The 26,562-nt window shown below is 59.0% G+C and carries 25 protein-coding genes and 1 pseudogene; 13 read left to right on the top strand and 13 right to left on the bottom strand.

The features are described from left to right. Both GNZ13_RS47495 and GNZ13_RS47490 read left to right on the top strand, forming a co-directional pair. Positions 1–359: hypothetical protein (locus GNZ13_RS47495; RefSeq protein ID WP_216675300.1), on the top strand; the 359-nt coding region annotated here is incomplete at its 5' end. A 48-nt stretch (positions 360–407) separates the two neighbouring features. Next, positions 408–950 (top strand): annotated as a pseudogene (locus GNZ13_RS47490) (alpha/beta hydrolase); the annotation flags it as partial. A 551-nt stretch (positions 951–1,501) separates the two neighbouring features. On the opposite strand, the gene GNZ13_RS47485 reads toward GNZ13_RS47490, so the two are convergent. From GNZ13_RS47485 to GNZ13_RS47475, 3 genes are all read right to left on the bottom strand, one after another. Beyond that, on the bottom strand, positions 1,502–2,107 hold the full coding sequence (locus GNZ13_RS47485) for a hypothetical protein (RefSeq protein ID WP_172178066.1): 606 nt from the start codon (positions 2,105–2,107) through the stop codon (positions 1,502–1,504). Between the two features lie 551 nt (positions 2,108–2,658). Further along, complete coding sequence (locus tag GNZ13_RS47480; RefSeq protein ID WP_154565409.1) at positions 2,659–3,015, bottom strand: septal ring lytic transglycosylase RlpA family protein; 357 nt, start codon at positions 3,013–3,015, stop codon at positions 2,659–2,661. An 819-nt stretch (positions 3,016–3,834) separates the two neighbouring features. Continuing rightward, positions 3,835–4,503 (bottom strand): methyltransferase family protein, encoded by a 669-nt coding sequence (locus GNZ13_RS47475; protein ID WP_172178064.1) that lies wholly within the window; start codon positions 4,501–4,503, stop codon positions 3,835–3,837. A 336-nt stretch (positions 4,504–4,839) separates the two neighbouring features. Between GNZ13_RS47475 and GNZ13_RS47470 the strand changes: the two genes are divergently transcribed. Further along, positions 4,840–5,244 carry an ASCH domain-containing protein gene (locus tag GNZ13_RS47470; RefSeq protein WP_236002511.1) on the top strand — a complete coding sequence of 135 codons (405 nt, stop codon included), beginning with the start codon at positions 4,840–4,842 and terminating at the stop codon, positions 5,242–5,244. Between the two features lie 460 nt (positions 5,245–5,704). Then, positions 5,705–7,672 (top strand): APC family permease, encoded by a 1,968-nt coding sequence (locus GNZ13_RS47465; protein WP_172178062.1) that lies wholly within the window; start codon positions 5,705–5,707, stop codon positions 7,670–7,672. A gap of 883 nt (positions 7,673–8,555) precedes the next feature. Here GNZ13_RS47465 and GNZ13_RS47460 read toward each other — a convergent pair. Then, positions 8,556–9,803 carry a cation:proton antiporter gene (locus tag GNZ13_RS47460; RefSeq protein WP_172178060.1) on the bottom strand — a complete coding sequence of 416 codons (1,248 nt, stop codon included), beginning with the start codon at positions 9,801–9,803 and terminating at the stop codon, positions 8,556–8,558. A 443-nt stretch (positions 9,804–10,246) separates the two neighbouring features. Here GNZ13_RS47460 and GNZ13_RS47455 point away from each other — a divergent pair, with 443 nt between their 5' ends. Continuing rightward, positions 10,247–10,669: a cupin domain-containing protein gene (locus GNZ13_RS47455; RefSeq protein WP_172178074.1), complete on the top strand. Its 423-nt coding sequence runs from the start codon at positions 10,247–10,249 to the stop codon at positions 10,667–10,669. Positions 10,670–10,881: 212 nt separating this feature from the next. Continuing rightward, positions 10,882–11,154: a hypothetical protein gene (locus tag GNZ13_RS47450; RefSeq protein WP_172178058.1), complete on the top strand. Its 273-nt coding sequence runs from the start codon at positions 10,882–10,884 to the stop codon at positions 11,152–11,154. A gap of 70 nt (positions 11,155–11,224) precedes the next feature. Here GNZ13_RS47450 and GNZ13_RS47445 read toward each other — a convergent pair whose 3' ends face one another. After that, positions 11,225–12,256, bottom strand: coding sequence for a helix-turn-helix domain-containing protein (locus tag GNZ13_RS47445; RefSeq protein ID WP_236002510.1), 1,032 nt, complete (start codon positions 12,254–12,256; stop codon positions 11,225–11,227). A gap of 311 nt (positions 12,257–12,567) precedes the next feature. Here GNZ13_RS47445 and GNZ13_RS47440 point away from each other — a divergent pair, with 311 nt between their 5' ends. After that, the gene (locus GNZ13_RS47440; protein ID WP_172178054.1) at positions 12,568–13,137 is read left to right on the top strand and encodes a GNAT family N-acetyltransferase; all 570 of its coding nucleotides are present in this window, start codon (positions 12,568–12,570) and stop codon (positions 13,135–13,137) included. Between the two features lie 221 nt (positions 13,138–13,358). Here GNZ13_RS47440 and GNZ13_RS47435 read toward each other — a convergent pair whose 3' ends face one another. From GNZ13_RS47435 to GNZ13_RS47420, 4 genes are all read right to left on the bottom strand, one after another. After that, complete coding sequence (locus GNZ13_RS47435; RefSeq protein ID WP_172178052.1) at positions 13,359–13,760, bottom strand: hypothetical protein; 402 nt, start codon at positions 13,758–13,760, stop codon at positions 13,359–13,361. A gap of 244 nt (positions 13,761–14,004) precedes the next feature. Then, positions 14,005–15,648, bottom strand: coding sequence for a glycoside hydrolase family 32 protein (locus tag GNZ13_RS47430; RefSeq protein WP_172178050.1), 1,644 nt, complete (start codon positions 15,646–15,648; stop codon positions 14,005–14,007). A gap of 42 nt (positions 15,649–15,690) precedes the next feature. Beyond that, positions 15,691–15,942, bottom strand: coding sequence for a GntR family transcriptional regulator (locus GNZ13_RS47425; protein WP_172178048.1), 252 nt, complete (start codon positions 15,940–15,942; stop codon positions 15,691–15,693). Between the two features lie 83 nt (positions 15,943–16,025). Next, entirely contained in the window at positions 16,026–17,669 is a 1,644-nt protein-coding gene (locus GNZ13_RS47420; RefSeq protein WP_172178046.1) for a glycoside hydrolase family 68 protein, read from the bottom strand. Positions 17,670–18,176: 507 nt separating this feature from the next. Between GNZ13_RS47420 and GNZ13_RS47415 the strand changes: the two genes are divergently transcribed. Then, positions 18,177–19,187 carry a substrate-binding domain-containing protein gene (locus tag GNZ13_RS47415; RefSeq protein WP_172178044.1) on the top strand — a complete coding sequence of 337 codons (1,011 nt, stop codon included), beginning with the start codon at positions 18,177–18,179 and terminating at the stop codon, positions 19,185–19,187. A gap of 274 nt (positions 19,188–19,461) precedes the next feature. Here the strand turns inward: GNZ13_RS47415 and GNZ13_RS47410 are convergent, their stop codons facing one another. Further along, positions 19,462–20,679, bottom strand: coding sequence for an NAD(P)/FAD-dependent oxidoreductase (locus GNZ13_RS47410; protein ID WP_172178042.1), 1,218 nt, complete (start codon positions 20,677–20,679; stop codon positions 19,462–19,464). Between the two features lie 194 nt (positions 20,680–20,873). Between GNZ13_RS47410 and GNZ13_RS47405 the strand changes: the two genes are divergently transcribed. Continuing rightward, positions 20,874–21,266, top strand: a complete 393-nt coding sequence (locus GNZ13_RS47405; protein ID WP_172178072.1) for a nuclear transport factor 2 family protein — start codon at positions 20,874–20,876, stop codon at positions 21,264–21,266. 39 nt (positions 21,267–21,305) lie between these two features. Here GNZ13_RS47405 and GNZ13_RS47400 read toward each other — a convergent pair whose 3' ends face one another. Beyond that, a complete protein-coding gene (locus GNZ13_RS47400) occupies positions 21,306–22,223 on the bottom strand; it encodes a LysR family transcriptional regulator (protein WP_172178040.1) in 918 nt (305 codons plus the stop codon). Between the two features lie 139 nt (positions 22,224–22,362). Between GNZ13_RS47400 and GNZ13_RS47395 the strand changes: the two genes are divergently transcribed. Continuing rightward, positions 22,363–23,127 (top strand): SDR family oxidoreductase, encoded by a 765-nt coding sequence (locus tag GNZ13_RS47395; RefSeq protein WP_172178038.1) that lies wholly within the window; start codon positions 22,363–22,365, stop codon positions 23,125–23,127. Positions 23,128–23,361: 234 nt separating this feature from the next. Continuing rightward, complete coding sequence (locus GNZ13_RS47390; RefSeq protein WP_172178036.1) at positions 23,362–23,862, top strand: hypothetical protein; 501 nt, start codon at positions 23,362–23,364, stop codon at positions 23,860–23,862. Between the two features lie 41 nt (positions 23,863–23,903). Here the strand turns inward: GNZ13_RS47390 and GNZ13_RS53690 are convergent, their stop codons facing one another. Further along, complete coding sequence (locus GNZ13_RS53690) at positions 23,904–24,941, bottom strand: methyl-accepting chemotaxis protein (RefSeq protein WP_172178034.1); 1,038 nt, start codon at positions 24,939–24,941, stop codon at positions 23,904–23,906. Positions 24,942–25,052: 111 nt separating this feature from the next. Between GNZ13_RS53690 and GNZ13_RS54530 the strand changes: the two genes are divergently transcribed. Together GNZ13_RS54530 and GNZ13_RS47375 are read left to right on the top strand one after the other, a co-directional pair. After that, on the top strand, positions 25,053–25,460 hold the full coding sequence (locus GNZ13_RS54530) for a hypothetical protein (protein ID WP_407945713.1): 408 nt from the start codon (positions 25,053–25,055) through the stop codon (positions 25,458–25,460). Beyond that, positions 25,402–25,857, top strand: coding sequence for a hypothetical protein (locus GNZ13_RS47375; RefSeq protein ID WP_172178032.1), 456 nt, complete (start codon positions 25,402–25,404; stop codon positions 25,855–25,857). The genes GNZ13_RS54530 and GNZ13_RS47375 overlap by 59 nt, the downstream gene beginning before the upstream one ends. 109 nt (positions 25,858–25,966) lie before the next feature. Here GNZ13_RS47375 and GNZ13_RS47370 read toward each other — a convergent pair whose 3' ends face one another. Beyond that, a complete protein-coding gene (locus GNZ13_RS47370) occupies positions 25,967–26,521 on the bottom strand; it encodes a hypothetical protein (protein WP_172178030.1) in 555 nt (184 codons plus the stop codon). Positions 26,522–26,562: the final 41 nt, after the last annotated feature.

The following is a 26,562-nucleotide window of genomic DNA, read 5'->3' as shown; positions in this document are numbered from 1 at the left end:
TCGAACAGGTCAAGACCGTACATGAGATCGCACCGGTGTTCCTGAAGGATGAGGGCCGCATCGAGGCTTTCTTCACGCTGTACTTCCTCGCTCTGCTCGTGCAGGCGCTCATTGAACGCGAGCTGCGTCTTGTCATGACGCGCAAGCACATCGATGAACTTCCCCTGTACCCCGAGCAGCGTCAGTGCAAGCGCCCGACCACCGAACAGATCCTACGGCTGTTCAGCCTCGCCGAACGTCACCGGCTGATCGATGGTGCACACACTGTGCAGGTCTTCGACGTGCCATTCACGGACCTGCAGCGTCAGGTACTCACGCTCCTCGGCGTCCCAGAGCACGCCTTTCGGTCGCCAGGCTAGCAACGAAATTCGCGTCATATTGCGTCCTCAACCTGCGGAAAGTAAGCCAAATGGGTCGCGGAACATGGCAATGAAATCGGTGTGGACGGCAGCCGCCTCGCAGTGGTGGGCAACAGCGTCGGCGGCAACATGGCCGCGGTTGTATCCCTGATGGCGAAGAACAAGCAGGGCCCCGCAATCCGCTTTCAAGGCCTGATGTGGCCGGTGACGGACAACGATTTCAGCGACGGCTCGTACAACACCTATCCGGAAGGCCATTTCCTGACCCGGCCGATGATGAAGTGGTTCTGGGATGCTTATACAAAGGATCCGAAACAGCGTAACGAGATTTACGCTTCACCGTTGCGTGCTTCAGCGGATCAGCTGAAAGGTCTGCCGCCAGCGCTGATCCAGGTAGCGCAGTTCGACGTGCTGCGCGATGAAGGCGAGGCCTACGGTCGCAAACTCGACGCTGCGGGCAATGAAGTCACCACGATTCGCTACAACGGCACGATCCACGACTTTGGCTTGCTTAACGCGCTCGCCGGAGACGCGCCGACCAAAGCCGCAACCAGGCAGCTTGCCAACGAGTTGCAAGCGCGTCTGAAGTAAGCCGCGCAACCCTTGCCGCGGCGCACTTGCGTAACAGCATCGTGCCGCGGCTATCAGGGCATTTGACTTCACGTTCATGCAAGGCATCCTGATTTGCCGACGCCGAAAAATCGTTGCGGGAGTCTGCTCTGCGGTCAGGTTGAGACGTCGGTCCCGGCCACCGCGAGAGGCTGTTGCGGGTCGCGTGCCGCCGCTCGTATCAACGCACAGTCGAGCACGCGACGATCGGCAAGGTTCGGCCACCAAGAGACGTTCAGCAGGACCTTCACGCGGACGTTCGAACATCCGCCGCGCTCCGATGAACGGACTTACGCTCGTGATCATATGATCGACGCTTGGCCTCCCGGCGCAGCCATGATCATGTTGGTGGCGTCGGTGTCCGCCGGCAACGCGAGCACCGGCGGCCGCCGTATCGCGATAGGTCGGGGAAGTGACCCAATCGTCAGGCCAGAAGGCGCGGGAATTAAAGGGCCGAAAACCTGCGCCCAAGGTCGGGCTCAGCGCCACTCATGGCAAGCGCCTTAGCGAGCGTGAGCCCATCCAGGACTCGACTAGCGGAAGCCGTAGACCACGACCTTTTTCCCCTCAAAGCTTTCTTGCACACCTTGCTCGCAATACTGTGGACACGTCACCTTGCTGTCCCCGCTCTCGCCTGACACGGTGACCGCCCTGTAGACAACGGATTCGATGAGCGTCCCGTCGGCAGCGACGACGATGTTCAGATCAGTCTCGACGCCGGCCGGCACGGCTCCGCCGGCGGTATAGACGATTTGCATGGTGCCGGTGCAATCGGAGTTCACCGTGTAGGTTCCTTTCTGGTTCGGATTAAATGTAGTCTGCCCCCCTTTCGGCAGCCCGCCGATAACCCCGAAGTCGGTGCGCGTAAAACTGCCTGCGCCGTCGAACGTCACCAGGGCGACGTCATCAAGGATCGACGTAGAGGCGTACGGATGAACCTTATTATCCGGTCCTATCAATCCAAGAATCTCTCCGTGACCGGTAAACCCATACGGTCCCTTTAGGGTTGCATTCGAGCAAAGGCCGCGGGAGCCGCCGGGGCTGCCGTGGCCGTCGGGGCCGTCGGCCTGCGCGGCGCCACTGAGCGAGAGAAGTGCAACGGCGGTTGCTGACAAAATGCTTAAATGCTTGATCTTCATGGTCGTCTCCTTGTCACCCAATCAGGCGCGTAACATCACAGCGCGCAGGGGCCTATTGCCTAGCGGGATGAGGCGTCCAATTCAAACAAATGAAATTAAAAATCGCTGCAGTAATACCTGGCTGCCGCCGTTTACGGAAACGAGCGATAAGTGAACCAGGGGCCGTCGATGCGGTCGGCTGTTCCCGCGTGGGATGCGAGAAAGCCTCGGCGTTGGCCAAAGTAAATAAATGGCGAAACGCTTCACCAAGCAGTCATTTTTCGCTCGGTGTCGGCAGGCACGTGCAGAAGGGGTGTACGAAAGTCCGCGCAATTGTGACTTCGTGAGTCAGCCACGCTTTAAAGTCGCATAGCAAAAAGTAGCGTAGTCCACGATATTCGCAGATGCCAGATGAATATCGGACAAAAGGCAGGCGCATTCAGAATCGCGCGGTGCGAATGATGGACTATCGCGAGATAGCGGATGACTGCGAGGGCCTCCCCGGTCGGCCAGCATGTAGGCAAGGATGACCGTTGCACGATGGAAGCTGCCGTTGACGCCCCGCGTGTTTTCTACCGACTGCCGTTTCCCGTCGTCAAGATTCCGCCGCCGTCCGACTCCGTCTGTGTGTTCGCCGTGCTCTCTACACGTTCAATCCGTACTTGCATCGACCGTGCGTCTGTCAAACCCAAGGTCTTCGCCGCGGCATAAGAGAGATCGATAATTCGGTGTTTGATGTATGGTCCGCGATCGTTGATACGCACGACAACCGACTTTCCTGTTGCCAACGAACTGACGCGCACATAGCTGCCGAGCGGCAATGTTCGATGGGCAGCCGTTAATGCGCCGCCATCATAGCGTTCTCCGTTTGCGGTCAGATGCCCCTGGAACGTTGCCGAATACCATGACGCCTCGCCGGATTGCAACATCTCGTGTCGCATGCGACAGGAATCAGCTCTGCACGCAGCATGTTCGGACGCAATCTGTCCGCAAGCCGCGAACAAAGCGCAGATTCCCAAAACTCCCAAGTAGCGGAGTGATAGCACCATAGACCACATGTCAGTTAATGAGGCGTGGTTTTAACGTTTTCAAAAAGCTCAGGCAAGCCGCGTGCCCGGGTGACATAACATCTTGACAATTTTTTTTAGGTCTCATGCAGTGGGTCTGTCAGTCCGCCCCTGATTTCATTGCAGGTGTCGCCGATGCGATTGGTACTGGCCTTGACGAAAATACGTGAAATACGTATTCATTTGCCGGGGGCCACATGGCTATCATAACGGCCACCGATCTCGCCCGGTGCGCGAAGTTACACGCCGCACCGCTCAATTGTTCGGGCTGCTCGCCACGATGCAACGTCCACAACGTTCCGGACGTCGAACGGGTTTACAAGGCAACTCGTGAGTAATGCGTTTGCTTAAGGTTCAACGGATATTATCACCTGCGGTGCGATGGACCGCTCAGTGTCGAGTACGCGCTGGCAGAGATGACCGCGTGAACGACCGTTATAGCCTGGAAGCTGCCGTGGCGTTCATACGAGGCGAACGGCCGGAGAGGGTCGCCTGCTGCCAGTCGCTGCCGTGCGATGCCGAAGCTGATATGGGAATCGCATGAGGCGGCACCCGGCCAGAAGCAGCGATACGATACGGCCCCCCATTTACTTCAATGCGGTCACCGCAAATAGATCCAATACTTGTCGTGTCGCGGGAGTCCCGCTTCTCGAATGCTTTTAAGTGTTGTCATGGTCGTTGTTACCAAACGAACGGAATCAAGCGATATTTCACTTTGTTCTGGTATTCGATATAGCCGACGAGATCGCGAACGAGCACTTTTTCTTCGCTCTTTATGCGGAAATAGAGAACAATCAGAAGAACGGGTGTCAGCGCGAGCGTGTACCAAGAGCCAAGCGCAAGCGGCGTACCGATGATCAGAAACAGCGTGCCAAAATACATCGGATGACGCACCCATGCGTACACACCCGTGTCCACAACCTTCTGTCCCTCTTCCACGCGCACATTGGCAGCCGCATAGCTATTGACTCTGGAGACAAGATAAAACACATAATATGAGAACGCTACGAGCGCATCGCCGATGATTGATACATACCACGGCACGGGCGACCATGCATATCGCCAATCGAGCGGTGGCAATACGACAAGTGCGACAAACGCCACAATGATAAACAGTACTATGATTTTCTGGGCCGGTTCGCTCTCATGCGACGGACCCACCTGCCGGCGCCGAGCCAGGAGTGCCGGATCGTATATGATGAGATAGATCGTATAGAGAAGGGATGCCCCAATAGAAGTGGCGAGATACGCCCAGCCCTGCCAATAATTGAACGTCCACGCCGGCGTAAATACGAGGGCGAAGAATGCAAGTGTGCCAAACACACTGTCGAGAATCAATTTCTTGTTCATAGCGCAAAGCGTAGTACTTCCGGAAGGACTGCATTAAGAACCATCTCGGCGGATCCGTTACGGACAGGTATTGCAATAACGCAAGCGCAATTGTGGTGGGAGCAGTGGTGCAGAGCAAGAGTGCGCGAAAGTTTGAAAGGCAGTTTTGCTCGACCCCAAACGTTCGCTTCGTGGCATTCCCAACGTTTTTTCAGGGTCGTCTTATGCCACTCGCATAGACGCCGCGCGCGGCGATGCTCCGACATCTGCGTCGGACCCAGTGCGGCCGGAGAGGGACATTCGTAACGCTGCTTGGAATCGAGCGATTAAGGAAGCAGCAACGCACAAGGATGCGAGATGAACAGAAGAAAGAGACTGACGTTTTGGGGGGCTGACGAAAACGACGACAGTCTTCCGCGCGCCGTCATGGATGGTCAGAAGACCGTCACCGCCGACACGGTCGCAGAATATTACAAGCCGTACGGCGAATATGGCGATGGCAGTTACGCACCGGGTGACGTTATCGAAGTCCATGATTTGAAGCAGCGGCTTCGCTGCATCATCAAGGCCACCAATGTATATACGATCGAATTCGGGAACATTCCGGAAGAAGTCTGGCGTGGCGAAGCATTTTCCAGCGCAGAGGAATTTCGGGAGTGCCATATTCGCTGCCTGCCGCACCTGGACCTGCATGACCACTTCGAGCTGGTGACGCTGCATTTTGAGTTGGTCGAGATCATCGCGCGCGAAATCACTGCCTAACGCCGCGCGTGCGTAGCAATGACGTTACCCGGTGGTACCCACTAGACGGAGCCGTGGGTCTCGATTGCTTCTTCCGTTCTCGCTGTGCCACGCGGGACATGCCCTGCTATCTTGAGGCGAACATGGGCCAGATACGGACACCGCGCTATTCGGCGATCGACTCCGCCGATGACAGGAATCGCTGATCGACGTCACACAGCGGCCAAGAGTGGACTTTGGCTCCAGCGAAGCGAACGTCTCTAAGGTCCACTTCACCGGACATTCGCGTGTCACTGCCGCTCACGGTTATGTATAGCGCAGGTTTCGCTTTTCGTGCCTGTTGGACCTCAAGTGGCGCGTCTCGGATGTCGACCGGTGGGTGGGGGAGATGATAGACCAGGTCCTTTGCATCGTGCGCAGTGGAGTAAGCTGAAGTACGAAGCGCGGCATCGACTGTCGCGGTCTCATTCTGAGCAGACTCATGTTCAACCTGAGGCATTTTCCGCGTTGGCTCGTGGGACCGCCGCACAATCCCGACGACCCCGGCACGCGACGGCGCATCCTGCTGACGGCAGTACTCGCGTCAGCGGGGCTCGGCGCGAATGGGCTGTCGTCCGCCTGCTATGGACCGGAGAAGGCCTTCCTCGCGCTGGGTAGTCACCCGGAACTTGGGCCGGTCCTGGCCGTTGCGACCGCCACGACCCTCATCATCCTCGCGCTCGCCTACACGCAGATCATCGCGCTGTTTCCGTCCGGGGGTGGCAACTACAAGGTGGTGTCGCAACTCCTCGGGCCCAGTATTGGACTTATCGCGGGTTCGGCACTGCTAGTCGACTACGTGTTGACGATCGCGGTATCGCTGGCGAGCGGCACCGACGGCCTGTTCAGCGTACTGCCCGCGGGCGCCCAGGCACACAAGCTGGCGGTGGAGATCGGCCTGCTGCTGCTTCTGGTCACGCTGAATTTGCGTGGGGTGAGCGAGGCGATCCGCTTCCTGCTACCCATCGTCCTGGCGTTTCTGTTGAGCCACGGATTCCTGATCGTCTACGGCATCGGCTCGTCGGCGCATAGTATGCCGATTGCGGTGGCCCATACCGTGACCGGTGCCCAGAGTCTGTCGCAGCAGATCGGCTGGCCGTTGGTTGCCGCGCTGTTGCTGCGCGCCTATTCCCTCGGCGGAAGCTCCTTTACCGGCATCGAGGCGATCGCGAACAACGTCAATCTGCTCGCCAAGCCACGATATAGGACCGGGCGGACGACCCTGCTATCCGTCGCACTGGCGCTCGGTTTCGTCGCGGGCGGCATTCTTCTTCTCTATACCCTATCGGGCGTGCGGCCCGTCTATGGACAAACACTCAACGCCGTGGCGTTTGGGACGGTGATCGCCAGGCTGCCATTTGGGCCGTTTGCGAGAAGCGCGTTGCTGCTGGCCGTACTTGCCCTCGAAGGGGCGATCCTGTTTGTGGCCGCCAATTCCATCCTGATCTTTGCGCCGTCGCTGCTGGGCAGCATGGCGACGGACTCGTGGTTGCCGCATCGGTTCTGCAACCTGTCGAGCCGTCTGGTACGGCAGAACGGCGTAGTGTTCGTCGGCGGCTGCGCGCTCGTCATCCTGATAGCAACCCACGGCGAACTGGGTGTGCTGGTGGTGCTGTACAGCATCAACGTATTCCTGAGCCTGGCGCTCGCAAAAGCCGGCCTGTGCCGCTACTGGTGGACACGCAGAGGTGAGGTCCGCCACTGGCCATTGCGCCTCGCCGTGGCGGGTGCCGGCTTTGCGATTGCTGCGATGATACTGTTGGTGACGCTGACGCAGAAGTTCTACGCGGGTGGCTGGGCGACCTTGTGCGTGACCCTGTTGGTAATCGGCGGCTGCCTTGCCGTACGGCGTCACTATCGTTGGGTCGAGGAGCGGCGCAACGAAATGGATGCGCTCTTTGCGTTGCCTACGCACGAACTGGCTGCGGCTCGTGCGAGCCCGTCGACACTAGGCGATCAGGCGGCGGTCCTCCTCGTGACCGAGCATTGGGGTTCCGCGATTCACACGTTGTTATGGATTCAGCGCCTCTTTCCTGGGCGGTTCCGGAGCGTCGTGCTAGTCAGCGTCGTCAAGGTGCAAGCGGACGCGCTTGGCGCGCCAGAGGCGCTCCGGCGCAAGCACGAGAGACTTGAGACTTCGCTGGAACAACTTGAGGCCATTTGCTGGAGAGCGGGGCTCGGCACAAGCCGCATGGTAGGTCACAGTACCGATGTCATCGCGGAGCTGGAGCGGCTTATACGAGATTCGGTCGCTCGTTTTCCGGGATGTGTCTGTTTCACCAATCAATTGATCTTACCGGCCAACCGACGTTTCAGCGAATTGCTGCACAACCAGACCGCACTCGGCCTTCAGCGCCGCCTGCATCTTGACGGGATTCCGCTGGTCGTATTGCCCATTACGTTGAGGTGATGGGTCGGCGCAACGAGGACAGCGATCCGACAGCGTAACGCGAACGCACGCGCTGACCTGTTCGTCGAGTCGCGCCTGTCGAAGGGCAGCAGCAAAGATTGCATGAGGGTCTCATGTACGCTCAGGAACGGACAGCCCTGAAGGACGTACGTCGGGCCGGAGTGGGTCGCGTGCTGCCGATCGCCAGCAGGCAGCGACTGTTTAGGTTTGTACGACGTCTGCCCGCATGCCCCTGTGGCGCGCGCCCATGCGTACGGTCAAGGGCAGGCATCCTACAAACCTAAACAATATCGGAACACGACCGGCAGTTCAGGGTCGACTTCTGCCCGTGGGCGGCAGGCGCAAACCACCCAACTTGACTCACTCACAGGGAATTCTGAACGACCCGTTCTGAGACGACGAGAGATCTTCGAAGTTAGCCCGAACATTCGACCGGCTTTTGCTCTTTGTTTACAAGTCTCCTCAATCTCTTAACGCACCTTTTACGAATTTGTAGCCAACATGAAAGGTACAAAACAACGTTAGGAGACACACCATGGACCTGCTTTACATCGGCGCAATTCTCGCCTTCGGAGCGATTACGTTAGCATTTTTGATGGGCTTGGACAGGTTGCGCCGCTACTCACGGGATCGTGGAACACACTAGTTTTGACGTCCGATCCTGCGCCCGGATCACGCTAATCCGCACGCGGCCCTGTCGCATCCGGCATCGTAAGTTATCCCACGCGTTGAGCTGACCACCGAACTCCGCTTTCCATAACCCATCAATCGATACGCGCAGCGCGTCAGGAGTCGGCCTGTTTCAGACGATTGCGTGCGGCGCGGACGATCGGAGTTTCTCTCAAGGCGTTTTTTCGATAGCACCCCTGACAATTGCAGACCGTCAGCCGTCCTGCGCCGGAGGAACTATTTTTCTGAGAAGCGGGCCGAAGGTCAGCCCCTGAACGAGGATCGAAAAGATCACAACGATATACGTGGTCGTGAGGATTAACTCACGCTCTTGACCGGGGGGTAGCAGGAAGGCAAGCGCGATGGAAAGAGCGCCCCTCAGGCCACCCCATGTCAGCAGTGTGGTGGTGCCCTTCGGGAACGACAAAACGAAACTCATGATCCTGATCGGGATCAGGACGCTGATGGAGCGCCCGATCAATACGCACGCAATGCCCAATAATCCGAGGACGAGATAGGTTCCAGTCTCTTTGATCGCGAGAATTTCCAGCCCAATCAACAGGAACAGCAAGCTGTTCAGAATCTCGTCGATCAGTTGCCAGAACGTCTCTAGATACTTTTGCGTCTGTTCGGACATCGCGAGGTTTCGTTCGTTGTTGCCCAGGAACAGCCCGGCGACGACCACGGCGATCGGCCCTGACATATGAATCGCGTCGGCAAGCGCATACGAACCCATGCATAGCGCGATGGAAAGCAGAACCTCGACCTGATAGTCGTCGATCTTGCGAAGCAGGCGAAACACAATCCAGCCGAGAAGCCAGCCGAGCGCGATACCGCCAAGCGTTTCCTGGACAAAAAACCACGACACGCTCGCAACGCTCGGCTCACTCCGACCGGTAGCAATATCAAGGATCGTCAGAAAGATCACCGCGCCGACACCGTCGTTGAACAGGCTCTCGCCAGTGATCCGGGTTTCCAGATCCTTCGGCGCGCCGGCTTTCTTGATGATGCCAAGGACGGCAATGGGGTCGGTCGGAGAGATCAGTGCGCCGAACAGCAAGGCGAAGATGAAGCGCAGCTCATATCCCAGCAGATAAGCTGCGCACCAGAACAAGGCGCCGATGACAAACGTGGAAATGATGGTGCCAAGCGTCGAAAGGATGGTGACGGTCCACTTAACCTTGTACAGATCACCCAGGTCCACGTGCAGCGCCCCGGCAAACAGCAGAAAAGCGAGAAAGCCGTGAAATACCAGATCGCTGAAATCGATACTGGGAACGAAACGGGCATACCTGTGGACTTCGACAATGCCGGTCTCCCCCAGGACGACCAGCACGAGAGAGGACACCAGCGCAATTGCCATGAGGCCTATCGTGGGCGGCAAATGTAGAAGGCGGTGGTTCAGATAGCCACCCAACGCAGTCAGCGCGATCAGGACTGTCACGGTTTGAAACAAGGTCATGAGGGACTACGCCGGTTCAGGTTTTGGCTGGGGCCGCCTTGGTTGCGATCGGCACCGACGCCATTCTACCGAGTGATCACCGCCAGCCGAAAAGCACATTTCTCGAACGTCTGTTTTCCCGCGAGTCGAAGGGCAGTTGTGGGTAGAGTGGAGGCAAGCGACGTTCTACATAGCGGCCGTTCACGATAACGTTCAGTCACGCTCCCGCGAATGGCAGCGCTAGACTGAATTTGAGACGTTCGTGGGCAATCATCGAATGACGGCAGTGGGTCGATCTGAGCCGGTCGTCGTCTGTCTCAGTGCGACCACGTGGTCATTCGACATTGATGAAAAGACCGTTGACAATCTAAGCTGACTTTCACAAAAAGCAGTACCCGTTAGAGACGAGGCGAATAGTGTCGAATCAAGCACGCGAGCTGTTGAAGGCAATCGAAATCGACGCAATGGAGCCCCAGCGCTCCGTCCATCCATTGAATGAACGAGCAGTTCGTCTTAAAAGGTCGCTGAGTGAAATGACCGGGCTCACCCAGTTCGGCTTTCACCTCGTAACGCTCCAGCCGGGGAAAGAGTCCACCGAATATCATCGCCACCTTTACGAAGAGGAATGTGTCTACATCCTCTCAGGCAACGGCGAGGCGATTATTGACGATCAGGTACACGAAGTTGGACCAGGGGACTTCATGGGTTTTGCACGCGGAGGCGCTGCACATACATTGTCGAATACTGGTCACATGCCTCTCGTTCTGATCGTCGCCGGTCAGAGGCTGGAGCATGACGTTTGCGACTACCCACGCAAGGGCAAGCGCCTGTATGCGGCCGGCACCAATAAGGTTATCGTGGACCTTCCCAAAGAGAGCAAAGATTGAGGGGTTATCCTTCGAGACCCACAGCGTTTCCGATCAACTGGCCGTTCAGGGACTAACGGGTAGACCGCTTCGGGTCGCGTGCTACCGATCGACGACAGGTGTCGTTTTTGTGACAGGTGATGCACAAACATTATTTAACACACGCCTGAATCGTATTTTGATAGCCTTTGTCGTGGCAGAGGAAGAGCATCCAACGACACGAGGACTTCGCCATGTTGAGATGGATCGCAAACTGGGCTGTGCACAACGCACTCACCCCGGAGAAACAAGCCGAAAAGGCATTGCGGGAACTGCGTCTGGAGCTTTTCCAGGCAGAGCAGCGAATCCTCGATGCGCAAATGCATGCGGATTACTACCGTGCACGCCTGGCCTTTTGCGAGGAGGTTATAAAAAACGGCATCGAGCAGGTGGCCGATCAGCGTAAAGGTCAACAGGAAACGTCACAAGCGTCGCGGCCGGGACTCAAGCTCACGGCCGCGCAATAGCAAGTCGGTCAGAAGCACCCTCGACCGCTAAACCGCTAATCCGATATCCAACCTGTTCAACATTGCCTGTCTATGTGAAGCGCTCCCGTCTTGGATGTTCGCGCTGGAGCAACGGCGCGTACTCGTGCAATTCCCGTGGCGCGATATCGAAGGCGCGACGGAACGCACGCGTAAAGCTCGACGCATCATTGAAACCCAACCCCGAGGCGATGTCCTGTACCTCCACATGCGGAAAGCGCACCAGCTCATCGGCCGCCATTCGCAGCCTGCGGCTGCGAATATAAGCGGCAAGGCCGCCTTCATGCTCAAAGAGACGGTACACGCTGGCGCGCGAGAGATGCAGCGATGCCAACACACTGTCAGGCGACAAATCCGGATCGTGCAGATTGGCCTCGACATGTCGCCGCACTTGTCCATAGACCGCAGCACGTACCGCCGCGCGGCCGTTGCCGGAAAGACCCGCTTGACGGCTGAAAGCTGCGACGAGTAGCTCTACCGCAGTGAGAAAGGACTGATGCGCTTCCTCCTTGCTCAGTCCGACGATTTGTCGCTTTAGCGCCACAAGATGCTCAATCAGTATGCGTGTCAAAGGGGTAGTGGCGTGGATCCAGCGCCCATGCAGCGAGGCGGCATCAGGGAACGACCTTTCCACCAGGGCGCGCGGCACAAAAAGAAGCAGTATCCGACCATGAAAACTCCGGATTGTGCATGGCTGATCCATATCCAGCGCGAGGATACTTGGGACTTGCGGTATGGGCTGCGCGTCGGAGCGTGGCTTGCCGCCCAGGAACTGCGCCGGTGGCCCTTCAAGGAATACGCTAAAGGTGATGTCGCGAACGCTCTCGGTCGAAACCCTGCCCAACGATCGCACGGCCAGGTTCGGCGCGGTGCGGAAGTCGAAGAAGCTCAGATTGTCGATCGTGTAACGGGACAGCGATGCAACGAACGTATCCTCAGCTTGCTTCGAGGAAGGCTGTATGTCGTAGACAGGACTCATGCGCTCCTGCCAGGCCAGGAAGCTTTGACGGGCGTCGCCTTGAACGCTGAAATTGCTGTGCACGATGCCGGGAGCAAGCGTGGGCGGCTCCGGCGGCAACAACAAGCGGCTTAGCGGTATAGCAGTGTGTTGCGGGTCGTCGTTCAGTGCCGTGCTCATCGCTGATTTTCGTCCAGTTTTGATCTACCCCGTACGGCCGGACTTTATGTTGAGCCACTAGTCCGCTCGCAGCGCACTAGTGTAGGTTGCCAAGCATATCAGTAGTTGTTTTGCGGTAGCGCACAGCGAACGACTCGCGGGCCAATTGCAGTCATCCGCGGAAGTTTGCCGGCGGACTGGGATCGGCCAGGAAGGGACGATCGACGGAACCGTTTAAACCGTTGACAATCATTGCTCTCTGACACGTATCGACTCAAATGAGCAAAATTGAACTGCTGAAGCCAACGACCGCATTGCTGCCAAGCTACGTTGCTGCCCTGAAGGCGGGATGGTCACCTGACAACGTTCGCAAGGAGGCAGCTGCGCGCGAACAATTGCACGCTATCAAAATGAACGCGGATGCGTTTGTCGACGGCCTGGATGATCCGACCGCGTCGGGTGGACCGATTCCTTTGCCCGATGGCTCGACCGTCGCCCGTCTGCCTGGCATCGTTCGATGGATTTGGGACGGCGACATTAGCGGCTCGATCGGATTTCGTTGGCAAGCTGGAACTGCCGAATTGCCGCCCTATGTGCTCGGCCATATCGGCTTCTCAATCGTGCCGTGGAAGAGAGGCAACGGCTACGCCAAGCAGGCGCTCAATTTAATGCTGGGCGAAGCGAGGCGGCAGGGCCTGGCGTACGTCGAGCTAACCGTCGATCCTGACAACATAGCCTCGCAGAAGGTCATCGCAGCTTGCGGCGGTGTTTTGGTCGAGCGTTTCAGAAAGACGGCGGCGTATGGATTCGCTGAGACTCTGCGATACCGTATTGAGCTGGAAGGCTGAGGAACCCGTCGGACCCTGTTCGGCCAGTTGTGGACGCTGAAGGCAGCCGCGTGAACTGCCGACAATCCCCGCATGGCACCCAAACGATCTGTACTCCGAGCGGCGCCATGCAGTTGCGTTGACGTCGCCGTATTGACATGACGGGCCGACTTCTGAAGGGTATTCGCCCCTACATCAAGGAGGGTCGGCACGCAAGGTGGCGCTTAGCGCCGTAACGGCATTTACTCCTCGCATTGCACGTCCTGCTTTCGCACAACGATAATCACCGGGTATGTCCCCTGGTCGAGTTCCACGCGCGCGACCACGGCCATCGTCGCGTTGTCGATGTCGTCGTACACGCTGACTTTTTCATGTCGAAGGCTTGTGACGCCAATACAGGCAGACGCGCGACCCTCGTCGGAAATCTTGCATTGGATCGGGTGGTCTGCAAGGTAGCGATACCTGTCTCTATCGGGAGTCGCCAGGTATTCACGAAAGCTCGGTGCCGATCCACCCACGCCGGTGACATACCCGATGGCGCACTCCAGTTTGGGTGTATCGCTGCCCCCGGATGTTTGGCCTATCGCGGCCGTGCTTGTGGCCGCGATGACCGCCGCGAGTGTCGATGCAAGGAGGTATCTCATGGCGCAAATCACCGTTATCGGATCGAAGTGCTGGATTGTAATGGTATCTTGTCCAAGGGGTCTGAAAGCGAGGAACGGCTGCTATGACCAGATTCGAAGCGCGGCTCCGGGGCGGCGACGGAACAGCAATTTGATGTCTCGGGAAAGCGACGGATTGCACTTAAGTCGACAACGCTATGCTTCCCCAAACCACCGGCAACTTCGGGATCGAGATAAAAATAAGCCATAAGTCGGTCCACGCCTGCTAGCGCGCGTGCCGGGTGCTGTGCGGATCGGGAAGATCGGTGATTGATATATCGCTGAATGTCGCCGTACCGTTGTCGGCGAAAAGGGACAAACGATCGTCGTCGAGCGCGGGGAAGATCAGATCCGTAACGACGATTTCGCCGCCACCCGCAAACACTTCCACTGAGTTCATATCGACAACAACAGTGAGGCGCAACTTCCCGTTCTCCAGCGGCAGATTGACGATGTGCTGTTTGCTGAACGCATCCGAGAAACCGGTTTTGCCGGAGCTTGAACGGTCAACCGTCAACGTCTGGGTGCCGGTGTCGTAGAAGATGCGGGTGCCGACAGCGCCATTCGCCGAACCTCGCACGATGAGGCCGGTACGCTGTGCTGAACGCGGCGTGATCGTCAGATCGATATTCTGCACGGTGCCTCGCGTGGACGGCGCGAGTTCCTGTGTACTGGACGAAACCGTGCGCTCCTTTATGCGCGTCGTGGCACCCTCGCGTACGAGGGACGCGTATTGCTGCACCGGCTCGAACGTCAGTCGCGGCATGCCGTCCACTGTCTTCAGCGACAGCATGCGGGGAAGTGCCATCGCACCCTTCCACGGCGCGGTCGGTATGCGGGCCGCGTAGTCCCAATTGCTCATCCAGCCGATCGTGATAGCCTTGCCGCCCGGCGCGCTGGCGAAAGTGCCCGCTGCGTAATAGTCCGCGCCATGGTCGAGCCACTGATATCGTGAAGGATCGGAGCCGGCCGTCGGCACATGCTCCGGCGTGAACGTCTTGCCGTCGAAGCCGCCGACGAAATACATCGCGCCGGAGCCACCGGCAATCGACCATGGGTTGACGTTGACGATCATTACCCACTTCTGATTGCGACTGTCTCCATCGAGAGGAAGGGGGAAGAGATCGGGCATCTCCCACAATGACCCTTGATGAGGAATGTCCGGCAGCGTGAAGTCGCTCAGGAACGTCCAGTCAATGAGGTTGTCGGACCGGTACATTTTGACCACGTGCGCGTCGGCGACAACGGTAGTCATCAACCAGTAGCCGCCTGGCTCATACCACGAAACCTTAGGATCGCGAAAGTTATTCGATTCCGGGTTGAGCGTCAGGACCGGATTGCGTGAGTACTTCTGCCACGTCTGGCCGTCATCCAGACTGTACGCGAGTGACTGAGCCTGGGTGCCCGGCGGATGTCCGGAGCCAGCCTTGTACACGCTCGTATAAAGCGCCACGAGTGGCGACGAATTCGCTGGCCCCAATCCGGCGGTGTTATGCGTGTCGACGACGATTGAGCCGGAAAAGATCTCCTCGGTTTGATTCGCGCGCATCGCGACCGGTTGCTCGGTCCAGTGGAGGAGATCTCGGCTGGTGGCATGTCCCCACGACATGTCGCCCCAGACATTTGCATTCGGGTTGTACTGATAGAAGAGATGATAGATGCCCTTGTCGTAGACCAATCCATTGGGATCGTTCATCCAGTTGCGTTGGGGCGTGTAGTGAAGCGCGGAACGCCACTGCGATGTGTCTGAATCGCTCGCGGCCGGCAATGGGTACGACGCAGCGCTCTCTGTAATCGAAGCCATTAGCGCGGCGCATAGCAACGACGGCAGAAGGCGTCGGCGGAGGAAGGGGTGTCGCGAGTCACGCATAGGGTTGTTTTCTCCTTGCAGCGGTCGGAAAGGATCATCTGCTCAGGCGGATCGCTCGAGAATGACCGTGCCGCTGCGTTTGCTGCCGGCAGTCAAGCCACGGCGCGCAGTTTCGCGCATCGCGCGGTTCACCGTGTTGACGTGAAGGCCGAGGAAATCGGCGAGAAGGCGTTGCGAGGGCAGTCTGTTGCCCGCCTTGAAGTGTCCTGCGCGAATCGCCGTTTCGATTTCGTCCGCCACGGCTAGATAGGCCGGCCCGTGGTGGGCAGCCAGGTTGGGAATCCAGCGGTTCATCGTTGTATCGCTCGTCCGCTCACTGCGGTTGCGGTTGTGCGGGAGCAGGCAGTCTTCGCCTGCTCCCGCCGTTTCAGAGCCGCTTACTCGCCGGAATTACCATCGCCGGCTGCGGCACCGTAGCGCAAACCGCCGCTGGAGCCGTGATTGCCGCCCTCGTCGTTGCCTTGCGCGGCCGTGTTCGCAGAGATATCGCCGTAGCCGCCGAGACCGCCCTTGCCATAGGCACGGTCCACGCTAGTGGACGCGCCGTCGATCTTGATCTTCACGGTCGGCGCCAGCGTACCGCCGCGTCGCGAACCGATGGCGTCGATGAACGACTCGACGAGGCCGCCCGGCATTACGTAGTGCGAATAAGACTGGAACGCGCGCGGGTTCTGGTTCGGATCTTCCGCGTAAGGAGCGCCGACTGGAGCGTCGAAGTCGGTCGGGTTGCCGAGCGCAAGGCCGCTGCCGCCGTTCAACGGCAAGAAGTCACTGCGTATGCCGTTGCCCACAAAACCGTACACGCCGTCCGGCCCGTCTACACCGGCGGCCATCGTCGCGCGGTGGCTAATGGTGAAGAGGTAGTACTTGCCGTCCTTCATGTAGATCTGCGGGCGTTCCGTCTGATCGTCCACACAGTTCGCCGACAACAGCGGCGGGAGGAATTTCCACTGGGTGAGCTGCTTGTTGGTCGCGATGGCAAGACCGACATTCGCCTTCTGGTACACGGCGCCCGAGTTCATCACCGTGTTGAGGTCTTCTTTGTACGGGTCATTGGGCGCGTATCCGAGGTCCGCCTCGGTACACGTCCGGGCACCGCGGGGGCCGCCCGTATTGCCTTCGAACACCATGTAGGTCTTGCCCGGATGCGCCGGATCGGTGAACACGAACGGATCGCGGAACGAATAGTAGTCGTTCTGCTGACCCGTCTGGTACATCGCCCCATCGGGTTGCAACAGGGCCTTGTGGTCGTCGAAGCCGGTGAACCAGACGTGCTTGTCGTCCGCGTGAATGTGTCCATCCGCGCGTGAAATGATCGCGATTGGCGGCGTGATGTCCGAGCCGCCTGGCGCAGAGCGGTTGAACGACAGTGCCGTGTAGTAGAGGCTCACATTGTCGCCATGGATCAGGCGCGCAGAGCCGGACCATTCCGCGTTGTTCGTCATCGGGGCGTTGCCGAATACCTTGACGCTCGCACCGTCCGGGAAAAGATGGCCGCCCCATGTCCAGCCGCCGTTGGCCGGACGCTGGGACGCCGGAATGCCCGCGCGGCGATAGAAGAAGCCGATGCGTGCATGCACATGGCGATCGTCGAACGTGTAGCCTGCGTGCGGATCTGCCGTCAGCGAGAAGATGATTTCCCAGCCCTTGAAGCTCAACTGGTTCGCACTCAGATCGGCCAGCGGCCATGTGTCCCACACCCACACATTGGAATTGATGAGTGGAAAGTCCTGCGGAATGTCGGGCATGGTCAGCGACGCAGGCAGCGAGTTCTTGTCCACTGCGCTTGCCGTATGCGACTGCGCCTTGATCTGACGGATATCGGCGCGGGTCCAGCGCATCGTGAAACTGCTTTCCGGGTCATAGGCCTGCTGCGTGTGCGGCGTCGGCGCAGGAAAACCGGGCACCGACGATTGCGCGAGCGCAGGCGCTGCCGCGCTAGCGAGCAGGGAGCCGCAAACTACGGTAGAACGCAGGCGGGCACGAGTTGACTGGGATTGGGAGGATCGGAGTCTGTTCATCGGGTGTCACATCCTAAGGTAAGTGCGCAACGAAGGCTGCCCGAAACCGCCGGAACGGCGGGAAAGCTGCCATTTGACTTAGCTCTACGAAGTATCTGATTCAGAACCTCGAGATACCGGGTGCTGGGGATAACAGAAAGCTCACTGCGGTGAAACAATGAAACGAACTACGTTGGTTGGCTTCACTCGCCCTTTTTGCCGGCGAGGTGGATGGGGCTGGATCGTTCCGGCAACCGAATGCAGCGGCTTGCTCGCCACAGTAGGGCGCCGGACGTCTCTTTTTTAGCGGGCTACAGATGATGGTCTCTCGCGCGCCCGTGTCAGGATGAATGGCTCCAATACCTCGAAGCCAAAAGTTTCCAAACCGGTTTGGATCTTAATTCAAACCGGTTTTGATTGTCAAACGTTTGCGTTGGCTTGAGGTACCATGGCGACTGGCCGGTGGTGGAGAAGTGCTGATCTGCAAGGGCGGCCACGCGCAAAACAGGAAATTCCAAAGGTGAAACTTTGAAGGTGAGTCTGAAAACGCTGTCCGATTCGCTCGGACTTTCCCGCACGACCGTTAGCCGTGCGCTAAACGGATACGACGACGTCAATGAAGCAACGCGCCAGCGGGTCATCGAGGCGGCGCACGCGCTGGGCTACCACGCGGACCCGACCGCTCGCCGGCTCGCGACCGGCCGCGCCGAGGCAGTGGGCATGATCTACCCGTTTGGGACGGACGATCTTGGCGATCCGCGCCTCGGGGAAGTGGTGGCGGGCATGACAGAGCGCCTCGGAGAGAGCGACCTGGACCTGATCATCGTCTCCGCCCGGCCGAATGCGGAACTCGAAACGTACCGCCGCCTGGTCGAAAACAAGCTGGTGGATGGTCTGATCGTGGCGCGGACTCAGATCGACGATGCGCGCATCCAGTTTCTACAGGCACGCCAGTTTCCGTTCATCGCCTATGGACGGACGAACAGCCTGGTGCCTTATGGGTGGTTCGACTTCGACAACGAAGCGGGTGCCCGCGCCGCGACGCAACGTCTGATCGCCTTCGGCCACAGAAGGATTGCCTTGATTAGTGCGCCGCTAACAATGAGCTTTGCGGCACAACGGCGTGCCGGATTTCTGAGCGCGCTAGGCGAGGCGAAGATTCAGCCGGACGCTTCGCTGATGATCGAGGGCGCGTTTGACCGCGTGCACGCGTACGAAGGGACGCGTGCACTGCTTGAACGTGCCGAACCGCCAACCGCCTTGCTGGTGGACAACAACATCGCCGGCGTTGGCGCGTTTCGCGCGATCAAAGACAGCGGGAAGCGGCTCGGCACGGACATCTCGCTGATTGTCTACGACGGTGTGCCGTCCGACGTCGCATCCCCTCGCACGGTGACGTCCGTCGTGCAGCAAACAGGGCACTCGTCCGGCAGAATCATCGCAGAACTGATTCTGGATGCGATAGCAGGCAAGGGGCATGCGCACCGGTTGGAACAGCCGGATATCGAACCCGGCGACACCGATGGGCCGCTCACTTGACAACGTCCGCCGGGAAAAAAAAGACGGGGTTCACAGAAATAGAAAGCTGGACACAGGACCAGCTTGCGGCGACCTCTATGAGGGAATGAACGGCGGCAGCCAGACGATATCTTCCCGATTTCAGCGCAATCAGACAGAAGACTTTAGTCAGCCGACATGGACCTTTGTGCGCGGATCATGCCAGTCGCGTCGTCACCCGGAGTGGCCATTCGGCCCGGCCTAAGACAACCGTTCGCCTCCGATACGGCCGTTGCGGGATGCGTCGATGACGGAGTTATCTCGCGCCATAGAAATGACGATATTGCCACGCTGCCTGCTTCTTCAACTCATCGTCCGGCCATGGCCCGGCGCCAAACCTGCTGACCGAAAGAGGCGTCAGGTCAATTGGAGGCGCGCCGTCGATGATCCAGGCGGCAAGCGCTTCGCCCAGTGCCGGGGCAATTGACAGGCCCGCGACATTGCAGCCGCTCGCAAAGTAGAATCCACGAATTGCGGACGCTGGCCCGACAATGTGCTGCCCATCGGCAGTCATCGTTGGCAGCCCACCGCGATGCTCACGTACCGCGGCCTTGAGAAGGACGGGAAGCTGAGCCTCGACGTCTCGACCGTAGTGCCAGAGCACCTCGGCATCAAGCGACAGATCCTTGATGTCGAAGTTGGTGTCGAAGTCATTCATGTCGAAGAACGTCGGGTCGTCCTCGTAGACCCCCCAGAGAAAACCACCATCACAGGGCCGCATATAGACGGCGGCGTCCATAATCCGAATCATCGGCAATTCTGCTCGGGCATCGGGGACCGGCTCGGTGACGAACAGTTGCTGCGCTGTCGTGATGAGGGGAACCTGTATTCCGCTGGCTTCGGCCACTTGTCGTGTCCAGGCGCCGGCTGCATCGACGACAACCGGGGAGCGTATGCGACCGCGCGTGGTGTCGACACCGGTGACCTCGCCATCCTCGATCAGGACGTGCGTGACCGGAGTCTTCGGCAGTACCTCCGCACCGTACGCCTGCGCCGCACGCGCGAAGCCGACGGCTAGTTGGGCGGGATTGAAATACATGTCATCGCCGATGCGCATCACCGCCGCAACTCCCGTCGTTTCAAGAAACGGGTTGAGCCGGTGGGCCGCGTCAAGGGAAAGCTCCTCCACGTCCAGGCCGTGACGCCGACCGCGCTGGATGTCCTCCTGAATGACCTCGGCATCTTCCGGACGGCGCGCAACCTTGAGGCTACCCGACTGCACCCAATCCAGAGGTTGGCCGGTGTCCGCAGAGAATCGCCTGATCTTGTTTGCCGCCGACGTGATCAAGTTGATCATCAAGTCATTCTTGCGCAAGCAATTGACCATGCCAGCCGCTCGTGGAGATGTCTGTGAGCCGATTTCGTGTCGATCGAGAAGCGCGACCCGGCGGGTGCCCCGTTTAGCCAGATAATAGGCTGTAGCCGCTCCAAGTCCACCGGACCCAATCACGATCACATCCGCGGATTTGGCCATTGCTGCTTCTCCTGTTGGTCACGCCAGTCGACCTGTCGGTCAGGGTGGCGTCTTAACCATGATATGCCTCAGGAGCGGGACTGGGGGCGGGCGCGAACTCGCGGATGACGTTGGATATCGATACTGTTGAAAAAGTCGTAGCGTGTCGCCCTAGCACCACGAACCAGGAGCAAAATATTCGACCTTTCAGAACTATGACCAAACCATCCGATAGCGCTGTTCATGTGGTTCAAGAGTTTTGGCGCCTTATGGCGACAAACGACTTTTTCGCTGTAAAGGAAGTTCTTTCGCAAGACTTTGTTCTGGAGTGGCCGCAATCAAACGAGCGTATCCGGGGCGCGACTAACTTTGCTTTGCTAAACACCGAATATCCGGCGCGAGGCCCTTGGGTCTTCACGATCAATCGTATTGTCGGGGGCGACGGTGAGGCGGTGTCGGATGTTTCGGTCACCGATGGGGTGCTACGTGCGAGAGCAATTTCCTTCTTCACGGTCGATGATGGCAGTATCACGAAGATCGTCGAATTCTGGCCGGAACCATACGAGGCACCGTTCGACCGCTCGCAATTTGTCGAACGGCTAGAGTGAGCGGCGCTCTTAACGGGAAATCCACACAAGGACACCCGCTCAACCCCCGTCAGCCCGATCCCATGGCGGCACACCGCCGAACGCATCGACCAGGAAATCGATCACCGCGCGTATCTTGGCACTCACATGCCGACGACTCGGGTACAAAGCAAGTACGTCGATGTCGGGCAAGCGATACTCAGGCAATACCTGAACGAGCTTGCCGGTGCGTAGGTCGTTGCCGACCAGAAACGTGGGTTGCCAGATCACACCTTGCCCAGCGAGTGCCGCCGCGCGCGCCGTATCGCCGTTGTTGGTATGCATGTGACAGTTGACCTTCACGGGGTGAGCCTTGCGCTCACTGTCGATCAGTTGCCATTCGTCGCCGGTGGCCGCATACGAGTAGCCGATACATCGATGCTCGATCAAGTCCGCTGGCGCTGCAGGGAATCCGCAACGCGCCAGGTACGCTGGCGATGCACACAGAATGTTTCTCGATGTCGCCAGCTTGCGGGCTGCCTGGTTAATTGAACCAGCGCGTGAGATGCGAATGGCGAGGTCGTAGCCTTCATCGACGATATCGACGACACGGTCAATCAGCGCAACGTCGAGTTCCACTTCCGGATATTTCTGCATGAACTCGGGCCATAGTGGCGCCAGATACAGAATCCCAAAGCTCACAGGCGCATTGATGCGCAGCCGGCCGCGCGGTTCGACCGACGCCGATGACACAAGCCCCTCAGTCTCGGCGACGTCGTCGAGGATAGATTTGCAGCGCGCGTAAAAGGTCTCGCCGCCATCGGTGAGAGAAAGCCTGCGTGAAGTGCGATTCAAGAGGCGTGTGCCGAGATGCGCTTCCAACTCATTCACGTAGCGGGTCACGTTGGCGGGCGACGTCTCGAGCGCATCGGCTGCACGCGTGAAGCTGCCGCGGCTGACCACGGTTACGAAGACTTCAAAAGCACGCAGCCGATCCATGTGCTTCTCCGATCATTCACAATTGCTGAATGATATACCCATGTTTTATGCCTTTCTGCATTTGTAGCTGAAGCCTATAGTCCTTCTCACGGACCAAGGCATCGGGCACTGGCCAACCAACAGCAGCAGGAGATTGAACATGCAACGCTTGACAGGAAAAGTCGCCATCGTGACCGGCGCCAGTGCGGGAATTGGCCGTGCCACCGCAAAACTGTTCGCCGCGGAAGGCGCAAAAGTCGTGGTCGCGGCGCGCCGTGAAGCCGAACTTGAAACGCTCGTCGCCGAGATCGTCAGCGAAGGCGGTGAGGCCGCGTTTCTGGCGGGCGACGTGCAGTCAGAGGACTTCGCGAAAGCGCTGGTCGCGCTCGCCGTCAGTCGCTTCGGCCGTCTTGACATTGCCTATAACAACGCCGGCACGCTGGGCGAAATGGGCCCGACCACGGGCGTGTCAGAGGCGGGGTGGTCGGCCGCATTAGCGACCAATCTGACGAGCGCGTTTTTGGGTGCGAAGCACCAGATCCCCGAGATGGTGAAGCAAGGCGGTGGATCAATCATCTTCACGTCGACGTTCGTCGGCTACTCATTCGCTTTCCCGGGCACCGCGGCATACGCTGCGAGCAAGGCCGGATTGATTGGGCTGACGCAGGCGCTTGCTGCCGAGTATGGACCGCAAGGTGTGCGCGTCAACGCCATTCTGCCCGGCGCCGTGGACACACCGATGTATCGCGGCATGAACGACACCGCGGAGTCGCAGGCCTTCGTGACCGGGTTGCATGCGCTCAAGCGGGTCGCACGGCCGGAAGAACTCGCCCGCTCGGTGCTTTATCTCGCGTCCGACGACTCGTCCTTCGTGACCGGCACCGCTTCGCTAGTCGATGGCGGCGCATCGATTACGCGTACGTGAACCCCTCGGCGGCGCGTCTGCGCGATACACCGTTCGCGCTGCAAAACGTCGCACAGGCGAACCCGTCGCGCAAAGGCCAGTCCTAATCTCGCTGACGTTCATGCAGCCGGTTCCGGCGGCGTTGTTCACGTTAGTGAGTGAGTCGCTTACCGCTCGTGCAGGGCAATGAGATGCTTGCCATGCACGCTTAGCGGCGCGGCATGAGGACGTTTGACGCAGAGGGGAAGGTACGCCATGAAGCTTCATCAGATAGCCGGTGCCGCGCTATTGGGACTCTATTTGCAAGCGGGCAATGCAGAAACGAGCACGCCTCGGTCGGTGACGAGAGCGGTTGCGGATTGGACCATCAAGGACGGCTCGGTTGGATTGCCACACGCCGGCGACGAACCCTTCGAATCCTCTTTCAGCAAGGGCTTACTGCGCTCGATGGCTGACGCGCGGGCCGAGAATGATCGGCAGGAAAAAGCCTATCCGGACAGCAAGCCGCCCTTTGCCGAGATTTCGGTGGTCGTGGGTATCCCGGATGCCGTTTCGAGCTATCGGATCGCTCGAGTACGGCAGACTCACAAGACCGCGCGGGTCACCTTGGATTGGCAATTGAAGGGTGACCCCACTGTCGCCAGAACCCAGATGCAACTGGCGCCGCAGGGCGCGCGCTGGGTTATTACCAATATCCTTTACGGCACCGGCCATCCGCCGCGCTCGCTGTCGCAAGCGCTGCAGCTGCGCGATTGATCTGCCGCTCGCGGGGCAACCGCGAGAGTCAAAGCGAAGGCTTAAGCCGGAGGTGACTGCACGATCACGCCGTACCACCCCAAGCCGCGATAGCTCTCGTAGCCTGGGGTGGCGGCGAACGATATGGTGCGGCCATCAGTCAGTTGATAAAAGCCTGCTGGACGGCCGTCGGTATTCAGACGGAACTGTTCATCGAGCACGCCTTTGTCGTCCGAACTCGCAATCACGCGATGCGACGCGTTGACGATCATGCAACGCGTGCGCCGCCATTCTTCCTCCGTGAGCCGCACGCCTTTTACGACGGCCGACGCTTGTGGCGCCCAATCGAAAAAGATCACCAGCGCACCGAGCGGCTTGCCGTCGACCGCGCCGTTTTCACGGATCGCCGTCGCATAGGTCGCGACGTGCGCGTGCTTCAGAAGCGGCAGCGCCTCGATATCGCCCGCAACAAAGTCCGCGCCCGAAGGCGTTTTCATCGCATCGCGAAACCAGCTGGCTTCAGCGACTTTGCGGTCGTGCACCGCATACATATCCGGCCGGCCGTTCGCGACCACATTGCCTGCCGCGTCGATGATCCATAAATCACGGTACACGGTATAGCTGTCGAGAATCACCGACAGACGGCGCGATGCATACGCCCGCGTTTCGGCACTCGTATTGGCGAGGCAATCGACCACCGCGGAATCGGTGGCCCACCAGCGCACGTCGCATGAGCGCTCGTACAGATTGCGGTCGATCACGTCGATCATATTCAGCGCGAGATCGGCGCAACGCTGACCCTCGTGCGAACGCAGCCGTTCGATCATGCTGTCTCCGAGATCGGTCAGCTTGGTCAGCGAGCCGGCGAGTTCGCGATTGAGCACCGTGGTGATTTCGCCGATCCGTGCCGACACATGCTTGACCTGATTCGCCACGACTGCGAATCCACGGCCCGCATTGCCGGCGCGCGCCGCTTCGATCAAGGCGTTGAGTGCGAGGAAAGTGGTCTCGCGATTGATGTCGTTGATATCGGAGATTTTCCCCGTCGCGAGCTTCCTGACGTGATGCGTCAGTTCGACGATTTCGAGCGGATTCGACATGGTTTGGTCCCGGTAGCTTGGAAATGTTTTGCCTGCATAAAAGCAAGCATCGGGCCGGGTTGATTCCGCGGGCATCGCGCGCGTTGTTATGCACCCCGCAAACGATTGGCGATGCATGTCATGGTGCAGCCAGAACATGCTGCGACCGGCGACGCACCGGGTACGTGCATCGCCGTGAGGGGCGACCAATCCAGCAAGCCCCGGTTTATTGATGAAAAGGCCGTGTGGCGTGCGGCGAACGACCCATCGTGCCCGGTTCGCATTGCGGCTGGCGTTGACGCCGTGGCGTTGGCCGAGGACCAGCTGAATCGCGGCTGCCGGTTTGATCTTGCAAAAATTAACAATGTTGCAGACCTGAACCTGTCAGCGGGATGGTCGGACGTCGCGTTATATCGAACAGTGGCGTGCGGTCGCGCGACACTGATCGACACTACCTCGTCTCACACCTACAGGATCAGCGATGAAAACACCGTTTCTTTCCATGGCAGTGGCGGCCGGATTGCTCGCTGCAACTGCTAGCTATGCGCAGGCCCCGGCTAGCGCGCCGGCCGGATCGACAGCCCTTTGCAAGGACGGCACGTCCTATTCGGGCGCTTCAAAAAAGGGCGCCTGCGCGGGTCATAAGGGCGTCAAGACGTGGTACGGCGCATCGGGTGCCGCAGCAGGGGCCGCTAGCGCGCCCGCAGCCGCAACCGCAGCCTCTGCTGCCGCTCCGGTCGCGCCGACCGCGGCGAGCAGCGCAAAACCGGCAGCAGCCGGTGGCGGCCCCGGCCAGGTCTGGGTTAACACCAGCACCAAGGTCTACCATTGCCCGACCGACAAGTACTACGGCAAGACGAAGACTGGTGCATACATGACTGAGGCGGATGCAAAAGCAAAGGGTTTCCACGCCGATCACGGGAAAGCCTGCCAGTAAATATCGCATGGGCAACGGCGCACGTCCGGGTCTTACGCCCGAACGTGCACGTTTGTACGAGCATCCTCCTTCCCGCCGGTCACGCCCGTCCCTTTCACCGCACTGATATTTATTCGGCTCCTGAAGGCAAGCGACGACTGTCCAGATCCTTCAGTGCCGGAAACACATCTCGATCCCACGAGTGCACGCCATACGACTGCCAGATTATTTTTCTTCGAACGAAGATTTCAAACGTTGGAGTCCCGGGCGACAACTTGTCTAGTCGCTGTCGCCGCTCGAAAAGCCACTGTACAACCGGTGGATAGCTGTCGAGAGTTTCGGGAACTGCAATGGCCTCACGTTCCACAATGAAAAGATGCACGTCTGGATGAGTCTTGGCCCACGATTCAAAATCGCCTTTTCCGCCTAATGAACCTTCCCAGCGTCGACAGAAAACGCAGTCCTTTGCCGAATGCACGATCAGGACGATCGGTTCGCCCTCTCGCACTTTGGCCTGGCGAACTCGATCGGCCCAATTGAGTTTCGGTTCCGACGCGAGGGCGTTCTTGCCGGCGCTAGTGTCCAACTCTTCGTCTGCCAGGGCGATGTGTGGCGAAACAATGGCGAAAGGCAACCACGTCAAGGCAACCCACGCAGAGAACCGGACCAAGCTGAGAAGCGCCATTTTCGTGCTCCTGTGATGGACAGCGGACATCGGTTTCGCCC

This window comes from Paraburkholderia elongata (genome assembly GCF_013177735.1).
Taxonomy (GTDB): Bacteria; Pseudomonadota; Gammaproteobacteria; order Burkholderiales; family Burkholderiaceae; genus Paraburkholderia; species Paraburkholderia elongata.
Note: the sequence above shows the minus strand (reverse complement) of the source record. Positions and strands in the feature narration are given on the sequence as shown.

What these genes read in the sequence shown, in the direction of transcription:
- GNZ13_RS47485 (WP_172178066.1), bottom strand. Translation starts at nt 2,107, where the DNA reads ATGAAGATCAAGCATTTAAGCATTTTGTCAGCAACCGCCGTTGCACTT.
- GNZ13_RS47480 (WP_154565409.1), bottom strand. Translation starts at nt 3,015, where the DNA reads ATGTTGCAATCCGGCGAGGCGTCATGGTATTCGGCAACGTTCCAGGGG.
- GNZ13_RS47475 (WP_172178064.1), bottom strand. Translation starts at nt 4,503, where the DNA reads ATGAACAAGAAATTGATTCTCGACAGTGTGTTTGGCACACTTGCATTC.
- GNZ13_RS47470 (WP_236002511.1), top strand. Translation starts at nt 4,840, where the DNA reads ATGAACAGAAGAAAGAGACTGACGTTTTGGGGGGCTGACGAAAACGAC.
- GNZ13_RS47465 (WP_172178062.1), top strand. Translation starts at nt 5,705, where the DNA reads ATGTTCAACCTGAGGCATTTTCCGCGTTGGCTCGTGGGACCGCCGCAC.
- GNZ13_RS47460 (WP_172178060.1), bottom strand. Translation starts at nt 9,803, where the DNA reads ATGACCTTGTTTCAAACCGTGACAGTCCTGATCGCGCTGACTGCGTTG.
- GNZ13_RS47455 (WP_172178074.1), top strand. Translation starts at nt 10,247, where the DNA reads ATGGAGCCCCAGCGCTCCGTCCATCCATTGAATGAACGAGCAGTTCGT.
- GNZ13_RS47450 (WP_172178058.1), top strand. Translation starts at nt 10,882, where the DNA reads ATGTTGAGATGGATCGCAAACTGGGCTGTGCACAACGCACTCACCCCG.
- GNZ13_RS47440 (WP_172178054.1), top strand. Translation starts at nt 12,568, where the DNA reads ATGAGCAAAATTGAACTGCTGAAGCCAACGACCGCATTGCTGCCAAGC.
- GNZ13_RS47435 (WP_172178052.1), bottom strand. Translation starts at nt 13,760, where the DNA reads ATGAGATACCTCCTTGCATCGACACTCGCGGCGGTCATCGCGGCCACA.
- GNZ13_RS47430 (WP_172178050.1), bottom strand. Translation starts at nt 15,648, where the DNA reads ATGCGTGACTCGCGACACCCCTTCCTCCGCCGACGCCTTCTGCCGTCG.
- GNZ13_RS47425 (WP_172178048.1), bottom strand. Translation starts at nt 15,942, where the DNA reads ATGAACCGCTGGATTCCCAACCTGGCTGCCCACCACGGGCCGGCCTAT.
- GNZ13_RS47420 (WP_172178046.1), bottom strand. Translation starts at nt 17,669, where the DNA reads ATGAACAGACTCCGATCCTCCCAATCCCAGTCAACTCGTGCCCGCCTG.
- GNZ13_RS47410 (WP_172178042.1), bottom strand. Translation starts at nt 20,679, where the DNA reads ATGGCCAAATCCGCGGATGTGATCGTGATTGGGTCCGGTGGACTTGGA.
- GNZ13_RS47405 (WP_172178072.1), top strand. Translation starts at nt 20,874, where the DNA reads ATGACCAAACCATCCGATAGCGCTGTTCATGTGGTTCAAGAGTTTTGG.
- GNZ13_RS47400 (WP_172178040.1), bottom strand. Translation starts at nt 22,223, where the DNA reads ATGGATCGGCTGCGTGCTTTTGAAGTCTTCGTAACCGTGGTCAGCCGC.
- GNZ13_RS47395 (WP_172178038.1), top strand. Translation starts at nt 22,363, where the DNA reads ATGCAACGCTTGACAGGAAAAGTCGCCATCGTGACCGGCGCCAGTGCG.
- GNZ13_RS47390 (WP_172178036.1), top strand. Translation starts at nt 23,362, where the DNA reads ATGAAGCTTCATCAGATAGCCGGTGCCGCGCTATTGGGACTCTATTTG.
- GNZ13_RS53690 (WP_172178034.1), bottom strand. Translation starts at nt 24,941, where the DNA reads ATGTCGAATCCGCTCGAAATCGTCGAACTGACGCATCACGTCAGGAAG.
- GNZ13_RS54530 (WP_407945713.1), top strand. Translation starts at nt 25,053, where the DNA reads ATGCATGTCATGGTGCAGCCAGAACATGCTGCGACCGGCGACGCACCG.
- GNZ13_RS47375 (WP_172178032.1), top strand. Translation starts at nt 25,402, where the DNA reads ATGAAAACACCGTTTCTTTCCATGGCAGTGGCGGCCGGATTGCTCGCT.
- GNZ13_RS47370 (WP_172178030.1), bottom strand. Translation starts at nt 26,521, where the DNA reads ATGGCGCTTCTCAGCTTGGTCCGGTTCTCTGCGTGGGTTGCCTTGACG.